The 21831-nt window shown below is 71.8% G+C and carries 20 protein-coding genes; 7 read left to right on the top strand and 13 right to left on the bottom strand.

What is annotated here, in order from left to right; genetic code table 11:
- Positions 1-48: 48 nt before the first annotated feature.
- The 9 genes from pufA to WYO_RS14430 form a co-directional block, all read right to left on the bottom strand.
- The gene (gene pufA, locus WYO_RS14470) at positions 49-237 is read right to left on the bottom strand and encodes a light-harvesting antenna LH1, alpha subunit (RefSeq protein ID WP_007563662.1); all 189 of its coding nucleotides are present in this window, start codon (positions 235-237) and stop codon (positions 49-51) included.
- A gap of 10 nt (positions 238-247) precedes the next feature.
- The gene (gene pufB, locus WYO_RS14465; RefSeq protein WP_007563660.1) at positions 248-484 is read right to left on the bottom strand and encodes a light-harvesting antenna LH1, beta subunit; all 237 of its coding nucleotides are present in this window, start codon (positions 482-484) and stop codon (positions 248-250) included.
- 125 nt (positions 485-609) lie between these two features.
- Positions 610-831 (bottom strand): hypothetical protein, encoded by a 222-nt coding sequence (locus WYO_RS14460; protein WP_007563658.1) that lies wholly within the window; start codon positions 829-831, stop codon positions 610-612.
- Positions 832-866: 35 nt separating this feature from the next.
- Positions 867-2333: a chlorophyllide a reductase subunit Z gene (gene bchZ, locus WYO_RS14455; protein WP_007563656.1), complete on the bottom strand. Its 1467-nt coding sequence runs from the start codon at positions 2331-2333 to the stop codon at positions 867-869.
- Positions 2333-3862: a chlorophyllide a reductase subunit Y gene (gene bchY, locus WYO_RS14450; RefSeq protein WP_007563654.1), complete on the bottom strand. Its 1530-nt coding sequence runs from the start codon at positions 3860-3862 to the stop codon at positions 2333-2335. The genes bchZ and bchY overlap by 1 nt, the downstream gene beginning before the upstream one ends.
- Before the next feature lie 3 nt (positions 3863-3865).
- Complete coding sequence (locus tag WYO_RS14445; protein ID WP_007563652.1) at positions 3866-4870, bottom strand: chlorophyllide a reductase iron protein subunit X; 1005 nt, start codon at positions 4868-4870, stop codon at positions 3866-3868.
- Positions 4867-5805 (bottom strand): chlorophyll synthesis pathway protein BchC, encoded by a 939-nt coding sequence (gene bchC, locus WYO_RS14440; RefSeq protein WP_007563649.1) that lies wholly within the window; start codon positions 5803-5805, stop codon positions 4867-4869. Before bchC ends, WYO_RS14445 begins: the two co-directional genes overlap by 4 nt.
- 99 nt (positions 5806-5904) lie before the next feature.
- Positions 5905-7023 (bottom strand): methyltransferase, encoded by a 1119-nt coding sequence (locus tag WYO_RS14435; RefSeq protein WP_007563648.1) that lies wholly within the window; start codon positions 7021-7023, stop codon positions 5905-5907.
- 32 nt (positions 7024-7055) lie between these two features.
- Positions 7056-7925 carry a polyprenyl synthetase family protein gene (locus WYO_RS14430; protein WP_007563646.1) on the bottom strand — a complete coding sequence of 290 codons (870 nt, stop codon included), beginning with the start codon at positions 7923-7925 and terminating at the stop codon, positions 7056-7058.
- A gap of 82 nt (positions 7926-8007) precedes the next feature.
- On the opposite strand from WYO_RS14430, the gene crtD reads away from it, so the two are divergent.
- Together crtD and WYO_RS14420 are read left to right on the top strand one after the other, a co-directional pair.
- Positions 8008-9570 carry a 1-hydroxycarotenoid 3,4-desaturase CrtD gene (gene crtD, locus WYO_RS14425; protein WP_007563644.1) on the top strand — a complete coding sequence of 521 codons (1563 nt, stop codon included), beginning with the start codon at positions 8008-8010 and terminating at the stop codon, positions 9568-9570.
- On the top strand, positions 9567-10427 hold the full coding sequence (locus tag WYO_RS14420) for a carotenoid 1,2-hydratase (protein ID WP_007563641.1): 861 nt from the start codon (positions 9567-9569) through the stop codon (positions 10425-10427). The genes crtD and WYO_RS14420 overlap by 4 nt, the downstream gene beginning before the upstream one ends.
- 194 nt (positions 10428-10621) lie before the next feature.
- Here WYO_RS14420 and WYO_RS14415 read toward each other — a convergent pair whose 3' ends face one another.
- From WYO_RS14415 to WYO_RS14400, 4 genes are all read right to left on the bottom strand, one after another.
- Positions 10622-11134, bottom strand: a complete 513-nt coding sequence (locus tag WYO_RS14415) for a GNAT family N-acetyltransferase (RefSeq protein WP_007563639.1) — start codon at positions 11132-11134, stop codon at positions 10622-10624.
- A complete protein-coding gene (locus WYO_RS14410) occupies positions 11131-11778 on the bottom strand; it encodes a DUF2268 domain-containing putative Zn-dependent protease (RefSeq protein WP_007563636.1) in 648 nt (215 codons plus the stop codon). The genes WYO_RS14415 and WYO_RS14410 overlap by 4 nt, the downstream gene beginning before the upstream one ends.
- Positions 11779-11819: 41 nt before the next feature.
- Positions 11820-12560: a hypothetical protein gene (locus WYO_RS14405; protein ID WP_007563634.1), complete on the bottom strand. Its 741-nt coding sequence runs from the start codon at positions 12558-12560 to the stop codon at positions 11820-11822.
- Between the two features lie 459 nt (positions 12561-13019).
- Positions 13020-14285 (bottom strand): glycosyltransferase family 87 protein, encoded by a 1266-nt coding sequence (locus WYO_RS14400; protein ID WP_007563632.1) that lies wholly within the window; start codon positions 14283-14285, stop codon positions 13020-13022.
- Between the two features lie 137 nt (positions 14286-14422).
- On the opposite strand from WYO_RS14400, the gene WYO_RS14395 reads away from it, so the two are divergent.
- The 5 genes from WYO_RS14395 to WYO_RS14375 are packed head-to-tail and all read left to right on the top strand — an operon-like array spanning position 14423 to position 21636.
- The gene (locus WYO_RS14395; RefSeq protein WP_007563630.1) at positions 14423-15667 is read left to right on the top strand and encodes a glycosyltransferase; all 1245 of its coding nucleotides are present in this window, start codon (positions 14423-14425) and stop codon (positions 15665-15667) included.
- Positions 15668-15678: 11 nt separating this feature from the next.
- A complete protein-coding gene (locus WYO_RS14390; protein ID WP_039903016.1) occupies positions 15679-16959 on the top strand; it encodes a glycosyltransferase in 1281 nt (426 codons plus the stop codon).
- Entirely contained in the window at positions 16947-18920 is a 1974-nt protein-coding gene (locus tag WYO_RS14385; RefSeq protein ID WP_007563627.1) for a glycosyltransferase, read from the top strand. Before WYO_RS14390 ends, WYO_RS14385 begins: the two co-directional genes overlap by 13 nt.
- Positions 18917-20758, top strand: coding sequence for an ABC transporter ATP-binding protein (locus tag WYO_RS14380; protein ID WP_007563625.1), 1842 nt, complete (start codon positions 18917-18919; stop codon positions 20756-20758). Before WYO_RS14385 ends, WYO_RS14380 begins: the two co-directional genes overlap by 4 nt.
- Positions 20758-21636 (top strand): hypothetical protein, encoded by an 879-nt coding sequence (locus WYO_RS14375; RefSeq protein WP_007563623.1) that lies wholly within the window; start codon positions 20758-20760, stop codon positions 21634-21636. Before WYO_RS14380 ends, WYO_RS14375 begins: the two co-directional genes overlap by 1 nt.
- Positions 21637-21831 lie beyond the last annotated feature (195 nt).

The raw sequence follows: 21831 nt of genomic DNA, 5'->3' as shown, positions 1-21831 counted from the left end.
GGTTTTGGGACCGCGGCCGTCGCGTGCCGCGGTCCCGGCCAGCCTGGATCAGGCGGGCATGCTCGGCAGCGCGAGCGTGATGTTGCTCGCGGCCTTGTTCTGCCGCGGACCTTCCAGCCAGTTGAACCGGTCGGTCGAGAGCAGGATGAAGTGGATCAGCAGCGCCAGGATGAAGAGGAAGGTGAACAGAGCCACCAGGGTGCGCCGCGGATCGAACAGTAACCAGACCTTGTGCATCCGATCCTCCTCAGCCGATCAGCGTGACGATGGCGCGGGCCGCATCGCCGACGCCCTCGAGGGAGGCGTAGCCCTGCGGTCCGGGAAGCCACGGACGCCACAGCCAGACGAGGATGTGGGCGACCACGGCGATCGCCGTGAAGATCAGGAAGCTCGTCAGGAAGATCGCGTGGAACTCCTTGGCTTCCGGTTCCGTCAGCCCGGACAGGCTGCTCGGTCTTTCTGTTGCAACGGGTCCACCGGCCATCGTTCAGACCTCCGTGTGTTGGCCGCGCCCCCGAAGGAAGCGCGACGGGTTCTGCCGTGGCGCGCGCGGCGGTCACGGCTTGACTTCCCCCGCGTCACCGGACGGAAGCGTCTCGATCAGGGCGTTCAGCCCATGAAGGCGAAGGGGATCGCCTGGACCGCCATGGCCCGGGCCTCGCCGAACACCGAGCGGCGCGGCGGCGCGAGGCCGGAGCGGGACGCATCCCGGGCCGGCTTGAACCGGGCGAAGGCGGCGGCGGCCAGGAAGCACGGGTAGGTCGCAGCCAGGATCAGCCGGAACTGAAGGGCTTCCTGGTGCAGGCGGGCGGTCGGGACCATCGTGCGCATCGGCAGGTCTCCTCTGGGGGGAACGGAAAGGCGGCTCATGCGGGGATCCCCCCGGCGAGATCGGCGCGGGCGCGGGCCACATGGGCGGTGGCCACGGCGGCGGCTTCGGCTGAGCGAGCGGCGCGCTCGGCGGCGTCGCGCAGGCGCTTGGCGGCGGAGATCCGGGCCAGCACCGGCTGCGCCTCGACCAGGTCGTCGAGGGCCGCGCGCGCGGCCTCGTCCCAGGGCAGCTCGCGGTGGTGGCGCGCCGGGGTCGCTTCGACCGCGTCCATGTCGCGGGCGAGCGGCAGGATGTGGAAGAGCGTGTCGAACAGGGCGTTGCAGACTTCCTGAACCAGGTAGGTCGCGCCCGCGAACCCCATGAACGGCGTGCCGGTGTGGCGCCGGATGATCGCACCGGGGAACGAGGCCGGGATGTAGGTCGCCCGCGCCCCGCACTCGGCGAGGTACATCCGCTCGTTGAACGAGCCGAACAGGACCAGCGGCGGCTTCTCGGCGACGGCCCTGCGGACGGCGTCGTTGTCGGGCTTTTGCCCGGCCGACCGGCTGAACGCGAAGGTGCAGGGCAGGCCCATCTCGTCTTCGAGGAAGTGCCGGACGCCCCGGGCGTAGGTCTCGGTCGCGACGATCCCGAAGCTGGCGGTCCCGAAGAAATCCTGCGTGACCGAGCGCCAGAGGTCCCAGACCGGCTTGATCGTGGTGTGGCGCTCGCGCTCGATGAACGGCTCCGGGTCGAGGCCCAGGATCTCGCCGAGGGAGCGCAGGAACTTCGTGGTCGAGAGGACGCCGATCGGCGCCTGCAGGTAGGGCCGCTCCAGCGCCTCGCAGAGCAGGCGCCCGAACTCCCGGTAGAGGCAGATATTGGCGTCGGCGTTGACGAGCTTGGGCACGTCCGCCAAGTGCGAGCCCAGCGGGAAGGTCAGGTTAACCTCGGCGCCGATCCCCTCGACCAGCCGCCGGATTTCGGCGAGGTCCGAGGGCATGTTGAAGGTGCCGTAGGCCGGCCCGATGATGTTCACCCGCGGCTTCTCGCCGGGCTTCTTCTCGGGCCGGGCCGGAATGCCCGTCTTGGCGAACTTTCGCGCCCCGTATTCCTGCCAGAGCCAGCGCATCGCGCGGTCGGCCGCCTGCCACTGATCCTCGTCGATGGTGCGCGGCAGGAAGCGCTGCAGGCCGGTGCCCTCGGGCGTCACGCCGCCGCCGATCATCTCGGCGATCGAGCCGGTCACCACCACGCTGGGCAGGCCCGGATCGAGGGTGGCATGGGCGCGCTTCATTGCGCCCTCGGTGCCGTGGCGGCCGAGTTCCTCCTCGGCCAGCCCGGTGACGACGATCGGCAGCTCGTGCGGCGGCAACGCGTCGGTGTAGTGCAGCACCGAGGTGACCGGCAGGTTCTCGCAGCCGACCGGACCGTCGATGACAACCTGCAGCCCCTTGATCGCCGTGAAGACGTAGACCGCGCCCCAGTAGCCCCCGGCCCTGTCGTGATCGAGGATCAGCATCACGCCATCTCCCCGATCGGCTTCTTCGGGCCCTCGATCTTCGGGCCCTGCCGCCGCTGCGGCGTGTCCTGCCAGACGCCGGCGGCGTGGCCGGTGCCGACACCTTCGAAGAAGTCGCGCATCGCGTCGAAGCGGGGCTTGTTGGCCAGCGCGCCGTTGATCACCCGCGCCAGGGAGCCGGCGCCGACCGAGCCCATAAGCGGGCGCGCCGAGATCAGGTTGGTGAAGTAGAGGGCGGGCGTGCCGCGCTCCTTGGCCCGCTGCACCACCGGCGTGGTGCCGATAGTGAGGTCGGGCTTCAGAGAATCCAGCGCGTAGAGGTCGTCCTCCAGCGAGGCGCGGTACTGCACCTGCGTCCCGCGGGCCTCGAGCCAGTCGCGGTCCGCCTCGGACCACGGCGTGCGCGGGCAGGCGGTGCCGACATAGGGCACCTCGGCGCCGCTCTCGACCAGCAGGCGGGCCACCAGCAATTCCGAACCCTCGTAGCCCGAGAGCGTGATCCGGCCCTTGATCGGCATGGCGGCGAGCGCGCCCTGAATACCCGGCAGCAACCGGTTCTTGGCCGCCTCGACGGTCGCCCGGGCGACGCCGCAGGCCTCGCCGATCCGGTCGAGCCAATCCGCTGTGCCGTCGACGCCCACCGGGGCGGAGCCCACCACGGGACGGCCCGCCGCCTCGAACTCACGGATCGACGCCGTGTAGAACGGGTGGATCGCCGCCACCGCGGCGCAATCCAGGGCGGCGTAGAGCTCGCGCCATTCGCGGGTCGGCACAACCGGCCCGGCAGCGAGGCCCAACGGCTCCAGCAGCGCACCGATCACCACCGGGTCGGCCGGGAAGATCTCGCCGAGCAGCGCCACGCTCGGCCGTTCCGACCGGCCGCCGCGCGGGGTCGCGACCGGGCCCTGCTCGGCCTCGGTGCGGGCGACCTTGAGCATCGCCCCGGCCAGCACGTCCTTGGCCTCGGCATGGGTCGGCACGCCGAAGCCGGGAACATCGATGCCGATCACCCGGACGCCGTCGATCTCCTTCGGCAACAGGCGGAGCGGGACGCCCGAAGCGGTCGGTACGCAGAGGTTGATGACGACGACGGCGTCGTAATCCTCCGGCTTCGCGGTGGCGTGGACCGCCTCGCGGATGTCCTCGAACAGCTTGCCGGTGACCAGCGTCTCCGAGTTGAACGGCACGTAGCCGACGCTGCGCCTTGCGCCGTAGAAATGCGAGGTGAAGGTCAGGCCGTAGACACAGCAGGCGCTGCCCGAGAGGATCGTGGCGGTCCGGCGCATGCGCAGGCCAACCCGCAGCGAGCCGAAGGCCGGGCACATGCTCTGCGGCTGGTCGTGCGGGCCCTGCGGGTAGTCGCTGCGCAGCTGCGCCAGGGTCTCCGACATGCCGGCCGCCTCGGCGGCCGCCCGCATCGCGTCCTTGCCGGCGTGACAGCCGTGCCCGTCGCCCTTGGTGGCGGCGAGGTCGACGGGCGTGGCCGCCTGGCGGGCGCGCAGATCGGCGATGTCGAGGGAGACGGCCATGCCCTAGACCTCGTCGTAGACGACTTCGAGGGACGGCTTGGCCACGTGGGCGACGCCGCACATGTCCTCGTGAGTCGCCGGGACCAGGACCACGTCGCGGCCGGTCACGTCGCTGGAGAACAGGCCGAGCAGCCCGTCCTGCGTCAGCGGCGTCGGCCGGTGCGGGGCCGCCTCGGCGACGTTGGCCGCCAGGTCCGAGAACAGGCTGCCCCAGCGGCTCTCTGGCCGGCCGATGATCTCGTAATTGGCGCTCTTGCGGCGGATGTCGTCGTCGGCCGGGATCGAGGCCAGGACCGGGATACCGGCGGCGTCCGCGAAGGCCTGCGCCTCCCCGGTGCCGTCATCCTTGTTGATCACCAGGCCGCCGACGCCGACATTGCCGCCGAGCTTGCGGAAATACTCCACCGCCGAGCAGACGTTGTTGGCGACGTAGAGCGATTGCAGGTCGTTCGAGCCGACGACGATGACCTTCTGGCACATGTCCCGGGCGATCGGCAGGCCGAAGCCGCCGCAGACCACGTCGCCCAGGAAATCGAGCAGGACGAAGTCGAAGCCCCATTCGTGGAAGCCGAGCTTCTCCAGCAGCTCGAAGCCGTGAATGATGCCTCGCCCGCCGCAGCCGCGCCCGACCTCGGGCCCGCCGAGCTCCATGGCGTAGACGCCGTCGCGCTTGAAGCAGACATCGCCGATCGCCACCGGCTCGCCGGCGAGCTTCTTGCGGGTCGAGGTCTCGATGATGGTCGGGCAGGCCTTGCCGCCAAACAGCAGCGAGGTCGTGTCGCTCTTCGGGTCGCAGCCGATCAGCAGGACCTTCTTGCCCTGCTGGGCCATCATGTAGCTGAGATTGGCCAGCGTAAACGACTTGCCGATGCCGCCCTTGCCGTAGATCGCGATGATCTGCGTCTCTTTCTTCACCGGGGCGGTCGGGACCGCATCCGGCTCGATCGCCGCCTCCGCGCGGAGCTGGGTGGCCTGGTCGAGGGCGGCCTTGCTGAGCTGAACGTTCACGCAGCGTCCCTCCAATCGAGAATCATCTTCAGGCAGGCGGGATCGGCGAAGGCGGTGCGGTAGGCGTCCTGGGCTTGCGCCGCCGGGACGCGATGAGTGATCAGCCCGTCGAGGGAGAGCCGGCCGCCCTCGATCAGAGCCGTGACGGCGGCGAGATCGTCGGGGCGGAACTCGGCCGAGATCCGGATTCGCGCCTCGCGCATGAAGGCGGGCGGGAAGGCGAAGGACAGGGGCGCCTCGTAGAAGCCGGCGAGCACGATCTCGCCGCCGGGCGCCAGGCGGGCGATCAGGCCGTCGAGACCGGAGGCGTCGCCGCTGACATCGGTGATGACCGCATAGTCGCGCCGGGCATCCTCCTCGGGCGCCAGGACCATGTAGCCGGGGCTACCCTCCCGCCGGGCGGGGTCCCGCTCCCAGACGGTCGGCTCGGCGCCGGCCGCCACGGTGAGACGCGCGAGGAGCCGCCCGAGCACCCCGTGCCCGACGATGAGCGGCGTCGCCCCGGGACGAAGGCCTCCGAGCGCCCGGTAGGCAGTCGCGGCGAGCGCGATCAGGCAGGCGCGGTCGCCGAGCGCGGCATCCACGGGCACGAGGCGGGCCGCCGGGGCGACGAGGTGCGAGGCGGCACCGCCGAACAGGCCGCGGACGGCGCCGAAGCAGCGCGCGCCGGGGACGAAGACAGTGTGGCCGACCCGAACCGCAGCATCGGCGCCGGCCTCGATCACCGTACCGACGGACTCGTAGCCGGGGACCAACGGGTAGCCCATTCCGGGAAAGGGCGGCATGCGGCCGGACCAGAGGAGGCGCTCGGTGCCGGTGCTGATCCCGCTCCAGGCAATCGCCACGACGGCGTCGTCGGCGGCGGGCGGCGTCAAGGGCAGGCGGTTGAGCGCCAAGCTTTCCGGACGTTCGAGGATGACGGCAAGAGCGTCCATGACTGGAATGTTCCGCCCTGTGTCTCGCGACTCTCGCCGCTCTGGGGCCGCCTTGTGTCATCCTAGATAGACACAAACCTGCGTCAAGTTATTCTTACACTAGCCGGCGTCTTTCTGCGCGACGATCAGGCGGGTCAGAAGCGGTCTGCGCGTCGGCCGCTCCTTGGATGCGGCGAAACCGGCCTGGCGCAGCATCCCGTGCAGCTCCTCGGCGCGACGCGGCCGGCCCGATCCCATGGCCAGGAGGTAGAATCCGAAATACGCATCGCCGACCGGCTCGGCGCCGGGCGTGCCGGCCATCGGCTCGGCGAGGATCAGCGTGCCGCCGGGGGGCAGTGCCGCGTGCGCAGCCGCGAGGAGGGCCTGGGCCGGGGCGTCGTCGTGATCGTGCAGGATGCGGATCAGCGTGATCGTGTCGGCGCCTGTGGGCAGGCCATCGTGGAAGCTTCCGCCGCGGCAGGCGATCCGCTCGGCCAGCCCGATCTGCGCGAGTCGCTCGGCGGCGCGGTCCGCGACCGCCGGGAGATCGAAGAGCGTGAGGCCCAACGCGCCGTGACGGGCCGCGACGGCCTGCAGGAACGCGCCCTCGCCGCCGCCGACATCCATGAGGTGCCGGCTGCGGGACAGGTCGCAGGCATCGAGCACGTCATCGGCGATCAGCGCCTGCGAGGCGCCCATCAGGCCGCCATAGGGGGCGACCGACGCCGCATCGCCGATCGCGCCGGACGCATAGGGCCAGTAGCCCGCGAGCCGGGTCGGTCCCGCCGCGCCGCGCAGCAGCGCGACCGGATCGGCGAGATCGGCATAGAGCAGCGCGTGGTGCTCGACCATCGCGGCGATCCCGGGATTGCCGGTGAGCGCGGCGCCGAGATCGGCGAGGCCGAAGCGGTCGCCGGGCAGCGCGCGGACGAGATCCAGCGAAGCCGCGGCGCGCAGCAGGCAGCGCGCGTTCTCGAGCGGGAGATCGAGCCGGCGCGCCAGCACCTCGAGGGGCAACGGCCCCTCGGTGAGGATCCGGAACAGGTCGAGCCGGACGCAGGCCGTCAGCACCTGGGCGTAGACGAAGCCGGCGCAGAGATCGAACAAAGCCCGCGTGTTCTTCCAGGCGATGCCCCGGGTCAGCGGGAAACCCGCCGCCCAGCGCTGGAAGCGCGGGCTCGCCACGAGGCGGTTGCGCCAGCCGAGCCAGCGGTCGCGCAGCGAGGCCGGCGCGGCCAAGGTCGCGCCGGAGCGGGGAACCGAGCCGGCGGTCAGACCGCCACCGCGCGCAGGCTCGCCGGCAGGAACAGCCGCGCCTGCGCCTCGATCTCGGCCTTGAGCTGCGCCAAGCCCGGGCAGGCCGGGATCGCCGCCACCGCGTCGCGGGTGAGCCGGGCCAGGCGGTCGAGGGCGCCGTCGGTGCCGAGCAGGGCGGCGGCGTTGGGGCGCCCGAGAGTTGCGTCGCGGCCGGCGGGCTTGCCGATCTCCTCCTGGCGGCAGGCGACGTCACGCAGGTCGTCGGCGACCTGATAGGCCTCGCCCAGGCACTCACCGAGGCGGCGCCAGGGCTCCGGATCGGATCCGGCGGCGGCGGCCCCCAACACGGTCGCGGCCGCGAACAGGGCGCCGGTCTTGGCCTGCTGGTAGTCGCTGAGGCTGATATGGGCCTCCGATTCCCAGGCCTGCCCGGCCGCGATGCCGCTGGGCGAGCCGGCGGCCCGGCCGAGGAGGCCGACGAGCCGGCCCAGCCTGACCGGATAGGGTCCGGCGGCGCGGGCCAGGGTCTCGAAGGCCAGGACGATCAGGGCATCGCCGGCGAGCACCGCGATCGGCTCGCCGTAGGCGACGTGGACCGTCGGCTTCTGGCGGCGCAGGGGGGCGTCGTCGAAGCAGGGCAGGTCGTCGTGGACCAGGGACGCGCAGTGCAGCAGCTCGATCGCGGCGGCGGCGGCCTCGGAGGAGGCCGGATCGTCGTCGCCGCAGGCCCGGGCGACCGACAGGCAGAGGCGGGGCCGGATACGGTGCCCGCCGGGGAAGACGGCGTAGCGCAGGGCTTCGGCCAGCAGGGGCGGCGCGCCCGGCGCCTCGGCATAGGCCACGGCGCGGTCCAGCGCCTGTTCGATCCGCCGGCCCGACTCCATGACGCGCCTCCCGTGTTATCATCGGTTGTCAGCGACAAGTGTCATTTCTTATTGACACTTGTCGGGCCGCAGATCAATCCCGATGGTGCGGTTGGAGGCGGGGTTCAGCGTGGCGCAGGAACGCGTCGTCGTGATCGGGGCCGGGATCGGCGGTCTGGCCGCCGCCTTACGGTTGGCCCATGCCGGGCTGGACGTAACGGTGGTTGAGCGAGCCGCGCGGCCGGGCGGCAAGATGGCGAGCGTCCGGGTGGGCGATTCCCGCGTCGAAACCGGTCCGACCGTATTCACGATGCGCTGGGTCTTCGAGGAATTGTTCGCCGAATCCGGCGCTGCCTTCGAGGAGCAAGCGACGCTAGCGCCCGCCGGACTCCTGGCCCGCCACGCCTGGACGCGCGACGAGCGTCTCGACCTGTCCGCCGATCTCGACACCTCGGCGGCCGCGATCGCGGCCTTTGCCGGTCCCCGGGAGGCCGAGGGGTACCGCCGGTTCTGCGCCCGCTCCGCCGAGGTCTACCGGACCCTGGAGGGGCCGTTCATCCGCGAGGGTCGCACCAGTCCCACCGGGCTGGCCCAGCGAGTCGGGATCTCGGGGCTGGGCGATTTGTGGCGGATCCAGCCCTTCGCCACCCTGTGGTCGGCGTTGGGTACGTTCTTCCGCGATCCCCGGTTGCTGCAGCTGTTCGGACGTTACGCCACCTATTGCGGCGCCTCGCCGTTCACCGCGCCGGCGACCCTGATGCTGGTGGCCCATGTCGAGCAGGCCGGAATCTGGACGGTGGCGGGCGGCATGAGCGCCCTCGCCAAGGCGGTGGCCGACCTGGCGGCGCAGCGCGGGGCGACGTTCCGCTACGGCGCCCATGTGGACCGGATCGTCACCGCGGGCGGTCGGGTCTCCGGCGTGATCCTGGCGGATGGCGAGACGATCCCCGCCAACTGCGTCGTCTGCAACGCCGATGCATCGGCTTTGGGCGCCGGTCTGTTCGGCCAGGAAGCGGCGCCGATGGGCGAGCGCCTGACGCCGGCCGAGCGCTCGCTCTCCGCGCTGACCCTCGCGGCCGTCGCGGAGCCCGACGGCTTTCCGCTGGCCCACCACAACGTGTTCTTCTCGGGCGATTACCGGGCCGAGTTCGACACGATCCTGCGCCGGCGCCGCCTGCCCGACGACCCCACGGTCTACATCTGCGCCCAGGACCGGACCGAGTCCGGTGCGGAGCCTACCGGGCCGGAGCGCCTGCTCCTGCTCGTCAACGCCCCGGCCGACTGCCGGGACCGCCCGCCGACGCCCTCGGAGATCGAGACATGCGCGACGAATCTGAGCCGCCGCCTGGAAGCCTGCGGTCTGACCTTGGCCATGGCCTCGCCCCCGGCCCTGACCGATCCGGCGGGGTTCGAGAGCCGGTTTCCCGGGAGCGCGGGGGCGCTTTACGGGAGGGCGCCGCAGGGCTGGGCCTCGACCTTCAAGCGCGCGGGGGCCCGGACCGCCCTGCCGGGGCTGTACCTGGCGGGGGGCTCGATCCATCCCGGCCCGGGCGTGCCGATGGCGGCGCAATCGGGCCGGCTGGCGGCGGTGGCGATCCTGCAGGACCGCGATTCGACGGCCCGGTCGCGCAGAACGGCTACGCGTGGTGGTACGTCGATGCGGTGAGCGACGACGGCCGCCAGGGGCTGACGATCATCGCCTTCATCGGCAGCGTGTTCTCGCCCTATTACGGCTGGAGCGCCGACAAGGACCCGTTCGCGCATTGCGCGATGAACGTCGTGCTCTACGGCGACCGGACACGCTTCGCCATGACCGAGCGCGGCGCCGCCAGCCTGTCCCAAAGCCGGCATTCCATCGCCATCGGTCCGAGTGCCATGGCGTGGGACGGCACGACGCTGACGATCCAGATCGACGAGCGCGGCGCCCCCCTCCCCCGGCGGGTGCGCGGCACGGTGCGGCTCACCCCGCGCGGCTTCACCTCCGGGCCGTTCCAGCTCGACCCGAACGGCCGGCACCGCTGGTGGCCGATGGCGCCGTCCTCCCGCGTCGAAGTCGAGCTCGACCAGCCGAACCTGCGCTGGACCGGCAGCGGCTATTTCGACACCAATGACGGCGACGAGCCCCTGGCCTCGGCCTTCATCCGCTGGACCTGGTGCCGGGCCGACCTGCCGGACGGCGCTGCGATCCTGTACGACGTGCGCCACCGCGACGGCGGCGGCCAGAACCTGTCGCTGCGCTTCTGTCACGACGGCAACCGCCGGGAGATCCGCCCACCGCTGGCCGCCCCCCTGCCGTCCACGTCGTTCTGGCGCATGCCCCGGGAGACCCGCAGCGACGACGGCCGCGCCCGGGTGCTCACCACCTTCGAGGACACGCCGTTCTATTCCCGCTCCCTGCTCGCCTCGTCGCTCTGCGGCGAGCCGGTGCGGGCGGTGCATGAGAGCCTGTCGCTCGATCGCTTCCGCAACCCGCTGGTGCAGCTGATGCTGCCGTTCCGCATGCCGCGGCCCTATGCGGGGTGAGGTTTTGGGTTTGGAACAGCGTGTCGCCGTCCCCGCGTTGTCCGGGTTCGTCGTCGATCAGACGCAGCCCATCTGCTTCGAACCCCCCACCCTTCACCTCATCCTCAGGTGCCGCGGCGACGCGAAGGCCTCGGGATGAGGGCGTGGGTTGGACTCTGCGTTGAATTTCCGAGCAAGTTCGAAAATACAGCGGCTTACGATACTAACATCAGGCGCATCAAAAATTCATCGTAGTACCGGTCCGCGACTTTCATCGCTCGCTCTTCCAGTCCATATTCTTCAAAGCCGGCACGCCTGTAGAGACTAACTGCCTGGTCGTTAGACGTTCCGACCGCCAAGGTCAGTTCCTCCACCACACCGCCGGCGTGCTCGATCACCCGGGCCACAAGCGCCGACCCGAGGCCCAAGCCGCCAACTTCGGGCCGGACATACATGCCCCAGAGCACACCCTTGTGCCGGCTTTTGAGCCCCTCCGGAATGAACAGCCCGGCGATGCCATCGAGAGCGGGCAAGTTATTTTGGCGCGCGCCGAAGACGATGCCGCTCTCCAAGCGGCGCCGCGAATCGTCGAGCGTTTGACGCACCTCCTCCTCGTAAGACGCACCGAAGGATTCGGGATGCCTGCGCAGACCGTCCAGCCGAAGCTCACGAAATTCGGTAGCGTCTGCACCGCTCAGGCGCAGCACGGCGAAAGGCGCGCCGGTCATGCCGCCAACGTGCGCCCCCGCGCCGCCGCCAGCACCGTGTCGGCCGGGACGTTCACCCAGATGTCCCCATCGGGCGCCGGACCCGCCGCGAGCCAATCCCCGACGATCCGGTATCCGAGCGTGTAGCCGAGCCAGCGCGGGTAGCGCCCGCCTGTCCCGTAGAACCACGCGGCATGATCGTAATCCGTCGCCGCCAGCGCAGCGGCATCGGGACGGTTGGCCGCCAGCACGGCGTCGGAGACGGCGCATTCCCACGGTTCGGGCGGCGTGCCGAATAGGTGGCTGGCGAACCGGCCGGCCAGGCCCTCGCTGACCAGGGTTTCGCCGAGCGTCGTGCCGTAACCCGGCCCGGTCATGCGCAGGCAGTGATGCACCTCGTGCACCATCGTCCGGCGAATATCTCCCGTGCGCAGGGACGTCGCGAAGTTGGCATTGTCGGGATCCAGGGTCAGCCAGACGAGGGTCGGACGATGGGCCTGGGCCGTCGTGCCGAGCTCCGGGATGACCGCGTCGGCATTGCGATCCACCACGATGTCCAGGGCCGGCGGGGGCAGGACGCGGGCGATGGCGATCTCCGCCGCAATCGTCTCGCGTGAGGGCCGCAGATCGCCCGAGGCCTCAAGCCAATGCACCTGCCAGGACATCGCCACACACCGCTCGGCGTCGTCGCCTCATCCCAATCCCGTCACAAGTGACCCAGGACCTTCGCCTGCGGCTCGTGGAGGCTCTTCCACAGGGAGACGCCCTTCGACCAGGACGGCATGTCCTCCACGCGGATCGATGCGCCATCCTGGGCGTAGCGCTTCGCCTTCTCGGCCTCGCCGTAGGCTTTGACGAAGTGGTTGACGACGGGATTGTCGGTCTCGACGCTCACGGCCGCCCGCCCCTGGTGCCGCTCCTTGGCGAGGCCCTGATACTGGACCTGCGCGGCAGCGCGTTTCTGTGCCCAATCCAGGGAGGCTTTCTCCTCCGGGCCGGCGCCGTCCAGCACGGTGATCGTCGCCTTGGCCGCCCCCGCCGCATCGGTGCCGCGCGGGTTGGCGGCCCGGGACGCGCGCGCCTCGATCGACGCCACCTCGGCCTTGGCCGCCTTGACCTCGGTCGCCGAGAACAGGCCACCGTGATTGGTGGTGATGGCGTAGAGCGCCCGGCGGTCCAGCGTCTGGATCCGGATGGCGCCGTGCCATTCCTGGTCGGAGGTGCCGGCATCGGCGACCTTTCCGAGCTTCTGGTAGCCGGCATCCAGGAACTTCCGGGTGTCGACCGCCACCTGGGAGAACGACTTCTTGTCCGCATCCGCGGTGGCGGCCGACCCCGTGGATGTCGCCCGGCCGGACCGATCCGAGATCGACGCGGCCGCCGATTTCGTCGCCTCCGCGTGGGAATGATAGGATCTGCCGACGTATTTCACGAATCCTGAGAACATGCCGATTCCCCATCGATGATGTTTGGACTAAAAATATGCCGGCGCCGAGATTATTTTGCAATCGTATTCAACCAGTAATCTAAGATAAAATTTTCGATTGAAACGGATGTACGCCGATCTGGCCGCGTAAACTTGCTGACATCCGTCCATGACGTGGCGTCGGTGTCAAGCAAAGCGCCCCTCAGGGCTTCACCGTGCTTGCTACGGGCGAAACAGGTCGGACCCTTCATCGCTCCCGGTCGCGGGGGGCCAACGCTTTGTCTGGAAGCGAAGGCAAGACCGATACGGGCACGCCCTGGTATCCCTGGATCCGCGCAGCGGCGCCCGGGACCCAGAGCCGCCGACGCGACTGGCTCGTCCACCGACGGCGTTTCCGGATTGCCGCCTCTGGCGGCCTCTTCGGGTCCGGGCTCAGCTGCGGCGCTCCGGAATGGCGGGGGCGTTCTGTGAGGCTCAGCCTCAGGCCAGGGCCGATGGCCGCCGGCGAGAAAACCTCAGGGGTTGGATCCGGTCGGCGATGCAGGCCAGTGTGGCGAGGCCCAGCATCAGCCCGAACGGGAAACCCGTGAGGCCGGCGCCCTCGCGCAGGAGTGCGAACAGGGGCGTCGCCAGCAGCAGCGCGCGCTCGTGGCGGCGCAGGCCGCCGGCGCTTTGGGCCGTAAGCACCAGCAGCAGCGTCGCCGGGACGAGCGGGACGAGATCGTAGACCGGCAGGTAGGGCGAGAGCAGCGGCGCGGCGGTCAGCAGGGCTGCGGCGCGCAGGGCGGGCGCGGCGGGCCGCGTCCAGGCGCGGATGGCGACGGCGAGGGCCAGGGCGGCGACGAGGGCCTGAAGCGCCCAGGCCGCAGCGATCAGGCCGCCGAGCAGGCGCACGGCCCCGAAGGCGCTGGCATTGAGTTCGAGCCCGGCCGCGGCGTTCTCCAGGATGATCCGGTTGGTCTCGCCCAATGTGCCGAGGAAGCCGAGCCAGGGCGCGGTGCCGAATAGGGCCAGCGAGGCCCCGCACAGGCCAAGCACGGTCGCGAGGCAGGAGGCCAGGCAGGCTCTCCGGCCGGTGATCAGCAGGAGGAGCGGCGCCAGGGCGGCGAAATGCGGCTTGTAGGCGAGCAGGCCGAAGCACAGGCCGGCGAGCCAGGGCCGGCGCTCGACCAGGAGCGCCCCGAACGTCAGGAGCGCGGCGGTGAAGAGGCCGTTCTGGCCGTAGGTCAGGTTGCAGAACACCAGCGGATGGGCGAGCGCGATCCAGGCCGCGTCGCCCCGGCCGGCGGCGAAGCGCATCGCCCCGGCGAAGACCGCGAGCGACAGGGCGGTCCAGAGCCAGAAGGCCGGCTGCGGCTCCAGGCTCGCGAAGGCGGCGGCCGGCATCAGGAAGACCGGCGGGTAGTGCCAGGCGAAGCGGCAATCCGGCCCGAAGGCGGCCTTGAGGTTCGCGAGATGGACGGGGAGATCGTAGGGCTCGCCGCCGCGCCCTTCGAGCGCCGCCCGGCCAGCCACCCAGATCTGGCTGAAATCGTTGCCGAGCATGTCGCCGTACCAGTTCCGGCGCGGCTCCGGGCCGGTGCCGAACACCACCGCGACGACGGCGAGGGTCAGCGGCACCAGCACCCAGGCGGCCAGCTTGGCGAAGGCGAACAGGCGGGCATCGCTGCCGGCGAGGTCCTTCAGATCCGCCCAGAGCGCGGCGGGGCGGGAGGCCGGCGCTTCGATCGTGATGGGCGCGGACATGGCGGCTTTCGGCGATGCGGTGCCGTTTCAGCCTAGGCGAGGCCGGTTCCGGCGCCGTTAACGTGGGGTTTGCCCAACGGCGCGGCTTGTGCGAGAGGGGCGCGGCTGCGACATTCGCGCCGTCAACGGGGGCGGCGATGACGATGCGAGCGGACGAGGCCTCCCCCGCGCCCCGTATCCTGATCTACAGCCACGACACGTTCGGGCTCGGCCATCTGCGCCGCTCGCGGGCGATCGCCAACGCGATCGTGGCCTGCAACCGCGGCGCGCGGGCGATGATCATCTCCGGTTCGCCGGTGATCGACCGCTACGCATTCGCGCCCGGGGTCTACACTGTGCGGTTGCCGCCGGTGACCAAGTTCGCCGACGGCAATTATGCCAGCCTCGACGGCACCACGCCGCTGGCCCGCACGGTGGAGCGCCGGGCCGCGATCATCGCCCGGACCGATGCCAGCTTCGCCCCCGACCTGATCCTGGTCGACAAGGAGCCGGCGGGCTTCCACGGCGAGCTGATGCCGGTGCTCGAATCCGCCTCGGCCCGGGGCACGCGCCTGGTGCTCGGCCTGCGCGACGTGCTCGACGATGCCGACCGGCTCGTGCCCGAATGGGAGCGCAAGGGCGCGGCCGAGACCATGGCGCGGTTCTACGACGAGATCTGGGTCTACGGCCTCAGCCGCATCCACGAGCCGCTCGCGGCCCTGCCGATGGAGCCCGAGATGGCGGCGCGGATCGCCGGGCGGCTGATCTACACCGGCTATCTCCGCCGGGAGGTGCCGGAGATGTGCGCCGGCCGCGAGGAGCCGGCCATCGCCCGGGGGCCGTTCGTGCTGGTCACGCCCGGCGGCGGTGGCGACGGCGCCGCCCTGATCGACTGGGTGATCGCCGCCTACGAGACCGATCCGGGCATTCCCCTGCCCTCCCTGATCGCCTTCGGGCCGTTCCTCGACGGGGCAACCCGGGACCGCTTCGCCGCGCGGATCGACCGGCTCGGCGGCAGGATCGCGGCGATCACCTTCGACAGCCAGATCGAGTTCCTGATGCGCAAGGCGGCCGGGGTCGTGGCAATGGGCGGCTACAACACCTTCTGCGAGATCCTGTCCTTCGACCTGCGGGCGATCCTGGTGCCGCGCACCGAGCCGCGCCGGGAGCAGGCGATCCGGGCCCTGGCGGCCGAGCAGCTGGGCCTCGCCCGGGTCCTGCTGGAGGCCGACGGGCGCGCGCCCGAGCGCATGGCGGCGGCGCTCCGCGCCCTGCCGGACCAGAGCGAGCCGTCCCGGGTGCTGGTGCCGGGCCTCCTCGACGGGCTCGACGCGGTCGGCCGCCGGGTGCGGGCGCTGTCCGCCGCGGGGACGATGGGCGCCCGCGCCCGGGCCTTCTCGTGACGGACATGCCCGTGACGGGCAAGTGGATCGCGGTGGTGCTGAAGGGCTACCCGCGCCTGTCCGAGACCTTCATCGCCCAGGAGCTGCTGGCGCTCGAGCGGTGCGGCCTGCCCCTGGAGATCTGGTCCCTGCGCCGGCCCACCGACCGCGCCCGACACCCGATGCACGCGGCGATCCGGGCGCCGGCCGCCTATCTGCCCGAATACCTGCACGAGGCGCCGCTGCGGGTGCTGCGCGGCCTCGCCGCCGCCCTGACGCGGCCGCGCCTGCCGGCGCTGCTCGCCCTGTTCGCCCGCGACCTCTGGCGCGATCCCACGGCCTCGCGCCTGCGCCGGCTGGGCCAGGCGCTGGTCCTCGCGCGCGAGCTGCCGGCCGAGGTCGCCCATATCCACGTGCATTTCCTGCACACGCCGGCCAGCGTCGCCCGCTACGCCGCGCTGCTGACCCGGCGGCGCTGGAGTTTCTCCGCCCACGCCAAGGACATCTGGACCACGCCCGCCTGGGAGCTCACCGAGAAGCTGCGCGACGCGGCCTGGGGGGTGACCTGCACCCGCGACGGGCTCGCCCGGCTCGAATCCCTGGCGCCGGGCCGGACGCGGCTCGCCTATCACGGCCTCGACCTCGCCCGTTTCCCGGCTCCGCCCCCGCCGCGCGAGCCCCGGGACGGGACCGATCCGAACGCGCCGCTGCGGCTCGTCTGCGTCGGCCGGCTGGTCGCCAAGAAGGGCCATGACGACCTGATCGACGCCCTCGCCGCCCTGCCCCCGGGCCTGCACTGGCGCCTCGAGCTGATCGGCGGCGGCGAGCTGCGCGGTGCCCTCGAAGCCCGGATCCGCGAGCGGGGCCTGTCTGAGCGCGTAGCGTTCCGGGGCGCCCTGGCGCAGCCAGCCGTGATCGTGGCGATGCGCGCGTCCGACCTGTTCGTGCTGCCGACCAAGCCCGCCCCGGGGGGCGACCGCGACGGGCTGCCCAACGTGCTGATGGAGGCCGCGAGCCAGGCCCTGCCGATCCTGGCCACCGCCTTCGCGGGCACGCCGGAATTCATCACCGACGGCACCCACGGCATCCTCGTCGCCCCGGGCGACCCGGCCGCGCTCGCGGCTGCGCTGGCCCGCCTCGCCGCCGATCCGGCCCTGCGCCTGCGCCTCGGCGCGGCGGCGCGGGTGCGGCTGGTCGAGGATTTTTCCGAAGCCGCCGCCGTCGCGCTGATCGCGGAGGCCTTGCGCGCCTCGGCCGGCCTTCCCCTGCCGGCCCTGGTCACGGAACCGGAGCTGGCCGCGTGCGCGTCCTGATCGCGGTCACGCATCTCCTTGGAGCCGGCCATCTCACCCGCGCCGCCGCCCTGGCACGAGCTTTCGCGGCCGCGGGCCACGAGGCTCTGCTGGCCTCGGGCGGAAGGCCGGCCCCGATGGTGCGGGCGGAGGGCCTGCGCTGGGTGCAGCTGCCGCCGCTCCACGTCGCCGGCACCGATTTCGCGCGGCCGCTGGGACCGGATGGCGGCCCCGCCGATGCGGCCCTGTTCGCGCAGCGCCGCGCCCTGCTTCTGGACGCCCTGGCGGATTTCGCCCCCGACGCCGTGATCACCGAGCTGTTCCCGTTCGGCCGCCGGGCGCTGGCCACCGAGTTCCTGGCCCTCGTCGAGGCGGCGCAGGCACGCGGGCCACGCCCGCTGGTCCTGGCCTCCGTGCGCGACATCCTGGTCGCGTCCGCCAAGCCGGAGCGGATCGCGCAGGCGCATGCGCGGGTGGCGCAGCTCTACGATGCCGTGCTCGTCCACGGCGACCCGGCCCTGGTGCCGCTGGACGCCTCCTGGCCCCTCGATGCCGGAACCGCGCAAAAGCTCCGCTACACCGGCTATGTCGACGAGGGCATGGCGGCCGTTCCTGAGACGGCGCGAAGCGGCGTGCTGGTCGCGGCCGGGTCCGGGCCGGCGGGGCTCGGGCTGCTGCGGGCCGCAGCGGAGGCGGCCCGGCTCCAGCCGGCGCTCGGCTGGCGGATCCTGGCAGGGCACGGCGTGCCCGAGGCTGACCTGGCCGCCATCGGCCACGACCTGCCGGACGGCACGATCGAGCGGGCCCGCCCCGATTACCGCGCCCTGCTCGCCGGCGCGGCCCTGTCAGTGAGCCAATGCGGCTACAACACCGCCATCGATCTCCTGGCGAGCGCGACTCCGGCCGTGCTCGTGCCGTTCGAGGCCGGCGGCGAGACCGAGCAGCGGCTGCGCGCGGAGTGCCTCGCCGGACGCGGCCTCGCCCGGGTGCTTCCGGAGGCGGAGCTGACCGCGGCATCACTCCTGCAAGCGGTGGACGCCCAGCTCCAGGCCGCGCCGCCGGCGCCGCACGGGATCGATCTGGGCGGGGCAGCGCGGACGGTCGCGATCGTCGAGGATCTTTCCTTGCAGAGCCGCATGCCGCCGGATCGGGCGCGGGTGCCCTCTCCGGTGCGGGAGCGTGCGCATCCCGCTTTCACCCTCCTTCGCAACGCCCTCGACGAAGCCGGCACCCGCTTCCAGCGCGTGCGGTTCTGGTGGCGGGACGACGATGCCGTCGCGGCGTCCCCTGCCCTCGACCGGCTGATCGGTCTCGCCGAGGCCCATCGCGTGCCGATCCTGCTCGCGGCGATCCCGGCCGGGATCGAGCCGTCCCTCGGCGCCCGCCTGGCGTCCGCAAAACCCGTGCGCGTCGCCGTCCACGGCCTGGCCCACCACAACCACGCCCCGCCGGGCGAGAAACAGGCGGAGTTCGGCCCGCATCGCCCGCTCGACGCGCTGCGCGACGATGCCGCCGCGGGCCTGCGGATCGCCCGGGAGCGCCTGCCCGGATCAGCGCTGCTGCCGGTCTTCGTGCCGCCCTGGAACCGGCTCGCCCCGGATCTCGCCGCCGCCCTGCCGGGCCTCGGCTATCGCGGCCTGTCGTCGGTGCCCGGACCGGCGATCCCCGGCCTCGCGCGCGCCGACGCGACCCTCGACCCGATCGACTGGCGCGGCACCCGGTCGCTCCGCGATCCCGAGGTGCTGCTCCGGGACGTCGCCGCCGGCCTCGCGTCCGACCCCGCGCGCCCGATCGGGCTGCTGACCCACCACCGCGTCCACGACGACGCGATCTGGTCCTTCGTCGCCGATCTGCTGTCGATCCTCGTCGCCCATCCGGCCGTGACGCTTGTCGATCCGCAAACTCTATTTTCCGCTGCCGCAGTGGACTCCGGCGCGGCGGCATCTACTCTTCCGGGCTCATCCGCTGTGAGGAATGGTTGAGTTCCCTCCTGTCCATCCGCGACCTCGCGGTCGCGTTCCGCACGGAGACCGGACCGTTCGAGGCTTTGCACGGGTTGTCGCTCGACGTGATGCGCGGGCGGACCCTGGCGCTGGTCGGCGAATCCGGCTCGGGCAAGTCGGTCACCGCCCAGGCGATCATGGGCATCCTGCCGAAATCCGCGGCGATCACCCGCGGGCAGATCCTGTTCCGCGACGGCCCTGCCGAGACCGACATCGCCCGGCTGGACACCGAGGGCGCGGCCATGCGGGCGATCCGCGGCCAGCGGATCGCGATGATCTTCCAGGAGCCGATGACCTGCCTGTCGCCGCTCCACACGGTCGGCGACCAGATCGGCGAGGCCCTGCGGATCCATACCGGCGCCGACAGGAAGGAAGCCGATGCGCGCACCCAGGAGGCCCTGGCCCGGGTCGGGTTCCCCGATCCGAAGCGCGCCCTGAAGACCTACCCGTTCGAGCTGTCCGGCGGCCTGCGCCAGCGCGCCATGATCGCCATGGCGCTGATCCTGAAGCCGGCCCTGCTGGTCGCCGACGAGCCGACCACGGCGCTCGACGTGACCACCCAGGCGCAGATCCTCGCCCTGCTGGCCCGGCTCCAGGACGAGACCGGCATGGCGATCCTGCTGATCACCCACGATCTGGGCGTCGTCGCCAACATCGCCCACGACGTCGCCGTGCTCTACCGGGGCCGGCTGGTCGAGGCCGGGCCCCGCGATACGGTGATGCGCGCGCCGGGCCACGCCTATCTTCGGGCGCTGCTGCACGCGGTGCCGCGGTTCGACATGGCGCCGGGCGAGCGCCTGACGCCGATCCGCCCGGCCCGGGCCGAGATCCCGCCGGTCCAGCCCCAGGCGAAGCCCGCCGGGCCGCTGCTGCGGGTCGAGGGCGTCAGCAAGAGCTACACGCTCCGGTCCGGCCGCTTCTGGCAGAAGCCGCGGATCGTCCAGGCCGTCTCCGACGTGTCCCTGAGCCTCGCGGCCGGGGAAACGCTCGGCCTCGTCGGGGAATCGGGCTCGGGCAAGACCACGGTCTCGAAGATGGTGATGCGGGCGCTGGAGCCCGATTCCGGCCGGATCCTGTTCGACGACGGCAGCGGCCCGCGGGACGTCCACGGGCTCTCGGGCGACGCCCTGTTCGCCTACCGGCGCACCGTGCAGTTCGTGTTCCAGGACCCTTACGCGTCGCTCGATCCGCGCATGACCGTGCGCCAGATCCTGTCCGAGCCCATGGAGATCCACGGCCTGCCGGCGGCCGAGCGGCGCGCCCGCTGCCGGGAGCTGATGGCGATGGTCGGGCTCGAGGCCAGCGGGCTGGGGCGCTACCCGCACGCCTTCTCGGGCGGCCAGCGCCAGCGGATCGGGATCGCCCGGGCCCTGGCGCCGCGGCCGCGGCTGCTGGTGCTGGACGAGCCGGTCTCGGCTCTGGACGTCTCGGTGCAGGCGCAGATCCTGAACCTGCTCAAGGATTTGCAAGCGGCCCTCGGCCTGTCCTACCTGATCGTCTCCCACAACCTGGCAGTGATCGACTACATGGCGGATACGATCAGCGTGATGTGCCGGGGCCGGATCGTCGAGGAGGCGCCCCGCGCCGCCCTGTTCCGCCGCCCGGTCCATCCCTACACGCGCGCCCTGCTCGCCGCCGTGCCGGATCCGAGCCTCGACCATCCGCTCGATTTCGCCGCGATCACCGGCGACCAGAACGATCCGACCCGCTGGGCGGCACCCTACCGGCTCGGTCCCGACGAGGCCGGCGTCATGCGGGCGATCGAGCCGGGCCACCGGGTCCGGTTCTCCGCCGCCCAGGACGCGGAGGCCGCCTGATGCAGCCGCGCCCCCCCCCCGTGATGCTGGAACGCCTGCGCCGCAAGGTGCTGTCGCCCCTGTTCGACCGCCTCGGCTACGACCTCGTGCCGGCCGCGCCCGACTGGAGCCACCGCCCGACCTCGCCGCGGGAGGTCGCCACCCTGCTGGAATCCGCCGCCGCGATCCTGGAGCGGGATTTCGCCGCGTCCGGCATCGTGCCGGATAACGATCTCCTCGACAGCGTCCGGGCCTTCTGGGATTTGATCCCCACCGCCCCGGTCCGGCAGCGACGGGGCGGCAGCGGCTTCAACGGCGCGCTGCAGCTCTACGTGGCGATGCGGGCGCTGAAGCCGGATTTCGTGATCGAATCCGGTGTGTTCCGCGGGCTCACCACCTGGGTGATCCGCATGGCGCGGCCCGCAGCACAAATCTTCTGCCACGATCCGGACCTGTCCGGCCTGCACTACCGCGACCCCCAGGCCCGCTACAGCACCGCCGACTGGTCCACGGCCGACTGGTCCGGGATCGACCCGGCCCGAACCGTGGCGTTCTTCGACGACCACGTCGCGCAGGGGGGCCGGGTCGTGGAGGCCCATGCCCGCGGCCTGACCCGGCTGCTGTTCGACGACGACGCCGCCGGCCATCGGATCCACGCCCATGGCGGCCCGGCGCATCCGACCATCGCGATGATCACCGGCCCCGCGCACAGCCCGGAGCCGATCCGCTGGACCCGCAACGGCCGTCACTTCGAGCAGCCGGGCGACGACGCGCTGGTGCGGCAGGCCGCCGGGCTGATCGCCCGCGCCCACGCCTTCGACGATCTCCACCGGGCCACCGGGTATTCGCCGGCGCGGCTGACCTATGTGGCGCTGCATCCGATGGGGGGCGGGTCGTGAGCGAATTCGAGACCCGCGGCGACTTGCCTTTGTTTCTGAGGCCGGGATCGCCCGAAAACCTCGACGAACGAGGCGCGGGTCCCCTCTCCCGTGCGGGAGAGGGACAGGGTGAGGGGTACGACTTTTCCGGAAGACCCTGGTCCCTCACCCCAACCCTCTCCCGCACGGGAGAGGGAGCCCGTCGCGGTCAGCTTC

This window comes from Methylobacterium sp. GXF4, assembly GCF_000272495.1.
In the GTDB taxonomy this organism is placed as follows: Bacteria; Pseudomonadota; Alphaproteobacteria; order Rhizobiales; family Beijerinckiaceae; genus Methylobacterium; species Methylobacterium brachiatum.
The sequence above is the reverse complement of the archived record's forward strand: the minus strand, read 5'-3'. Positions and strand labels throughout refer to the sequence as shown.

Coding starts and splice junctions, on each gene's coding strand:
- pufB (WP_007563660.1), bottom strand. CDS start 484: ATGGCCGGTGGACCCGTTGCAACAGAAAGACCGAGCAGCCTGTCCGGG.
- WYO_RS14405 (WP_007563634.1), bottom strand. CDS start 12,560: ATGTTCTCAGGATTCGTGAAATACGTCGGCAGATCCTATCATTCCCAC.
- WYO_RS14375 (WP_007563623.1), top strand. CDS start 20,758: ATGCAGCCGCGCCCCCCCCCCGTGATGCTGGAACGCCTGCGCCGCAAG.
- WYO_RS14410 (WP_007563636.1), bottom strand. CDS start 11,778: ATGTCCTGGCAGGTGCATTGGCTTGAGGCCTCGGGCGATCTGCGGCCC.
- bchY (WP_007563654.1), bottom strand. CDS start 3,862: ATGGCCGTCTCCCTCGACATCGCCGATCTGCGCGCCCGCCAGGCGGCC.
- WYO_RS14400 (WP_007563632.1), bottom strand. CDS start 14,285: ATGTCCGCGCCCATCACGATCGAAGCGCCGGCCTCCCGCCCCGCCGCG.
- WYO_RS14460 (WP_007563658.1), bottom strand. CDS start 831: ATGCGCACGATGGTCCCGACCGCCCGCCTGCACCAGGAAGCCCTTCAG.
- bchZ (WP_007563656.1), bottom strand. CDS start 2,333: ATGCTGATCCTCGATCACGACAGGGCCGGGGGCTACTGGGGCGCGGTC.
- WYO_RS14430 (WP_007563646.1), bottom strand. CDS start 7,925: ATGGAGTCGGGCCGGCGGATCGAACAGGCGCTGGACCGCGCCGTGGCC.
- bchC (WP_007563649.1), bottom strand. CDS start 5,805: ATGGACGCTCTTGCCGTCATCCTCGAACGTCCGGAAAGCTTGGCGCTC.
- crtD (WP_007563644.1), top strand. CDS start 8,008: ATGGTGCGGTTGGAGGCGGGGTTCAGCGTGGCGCAGGAACGCGTCGTC.
- WYO_RS14415 (WP_007563639.1), bottom strand. CDS start 11,134: ATGACCGGCGCGCCTTTCGCCGTGCTGCGCCTGAGCGGTGCAGACGCT.
- pufA (WP_007563662.1), bottom strand. CDS start 237: ATGCACAAGGTCTGGTTACTGTTCGATCCGCGGCGCACCCTGGTGGCT.
- WYO_RS14395 (WP_007563630.1), top strand. CDS start 14,423: ATGACGATGCGAGCGGACGAGGCCTCCCCCGCGCCCCGTATCCTGATC.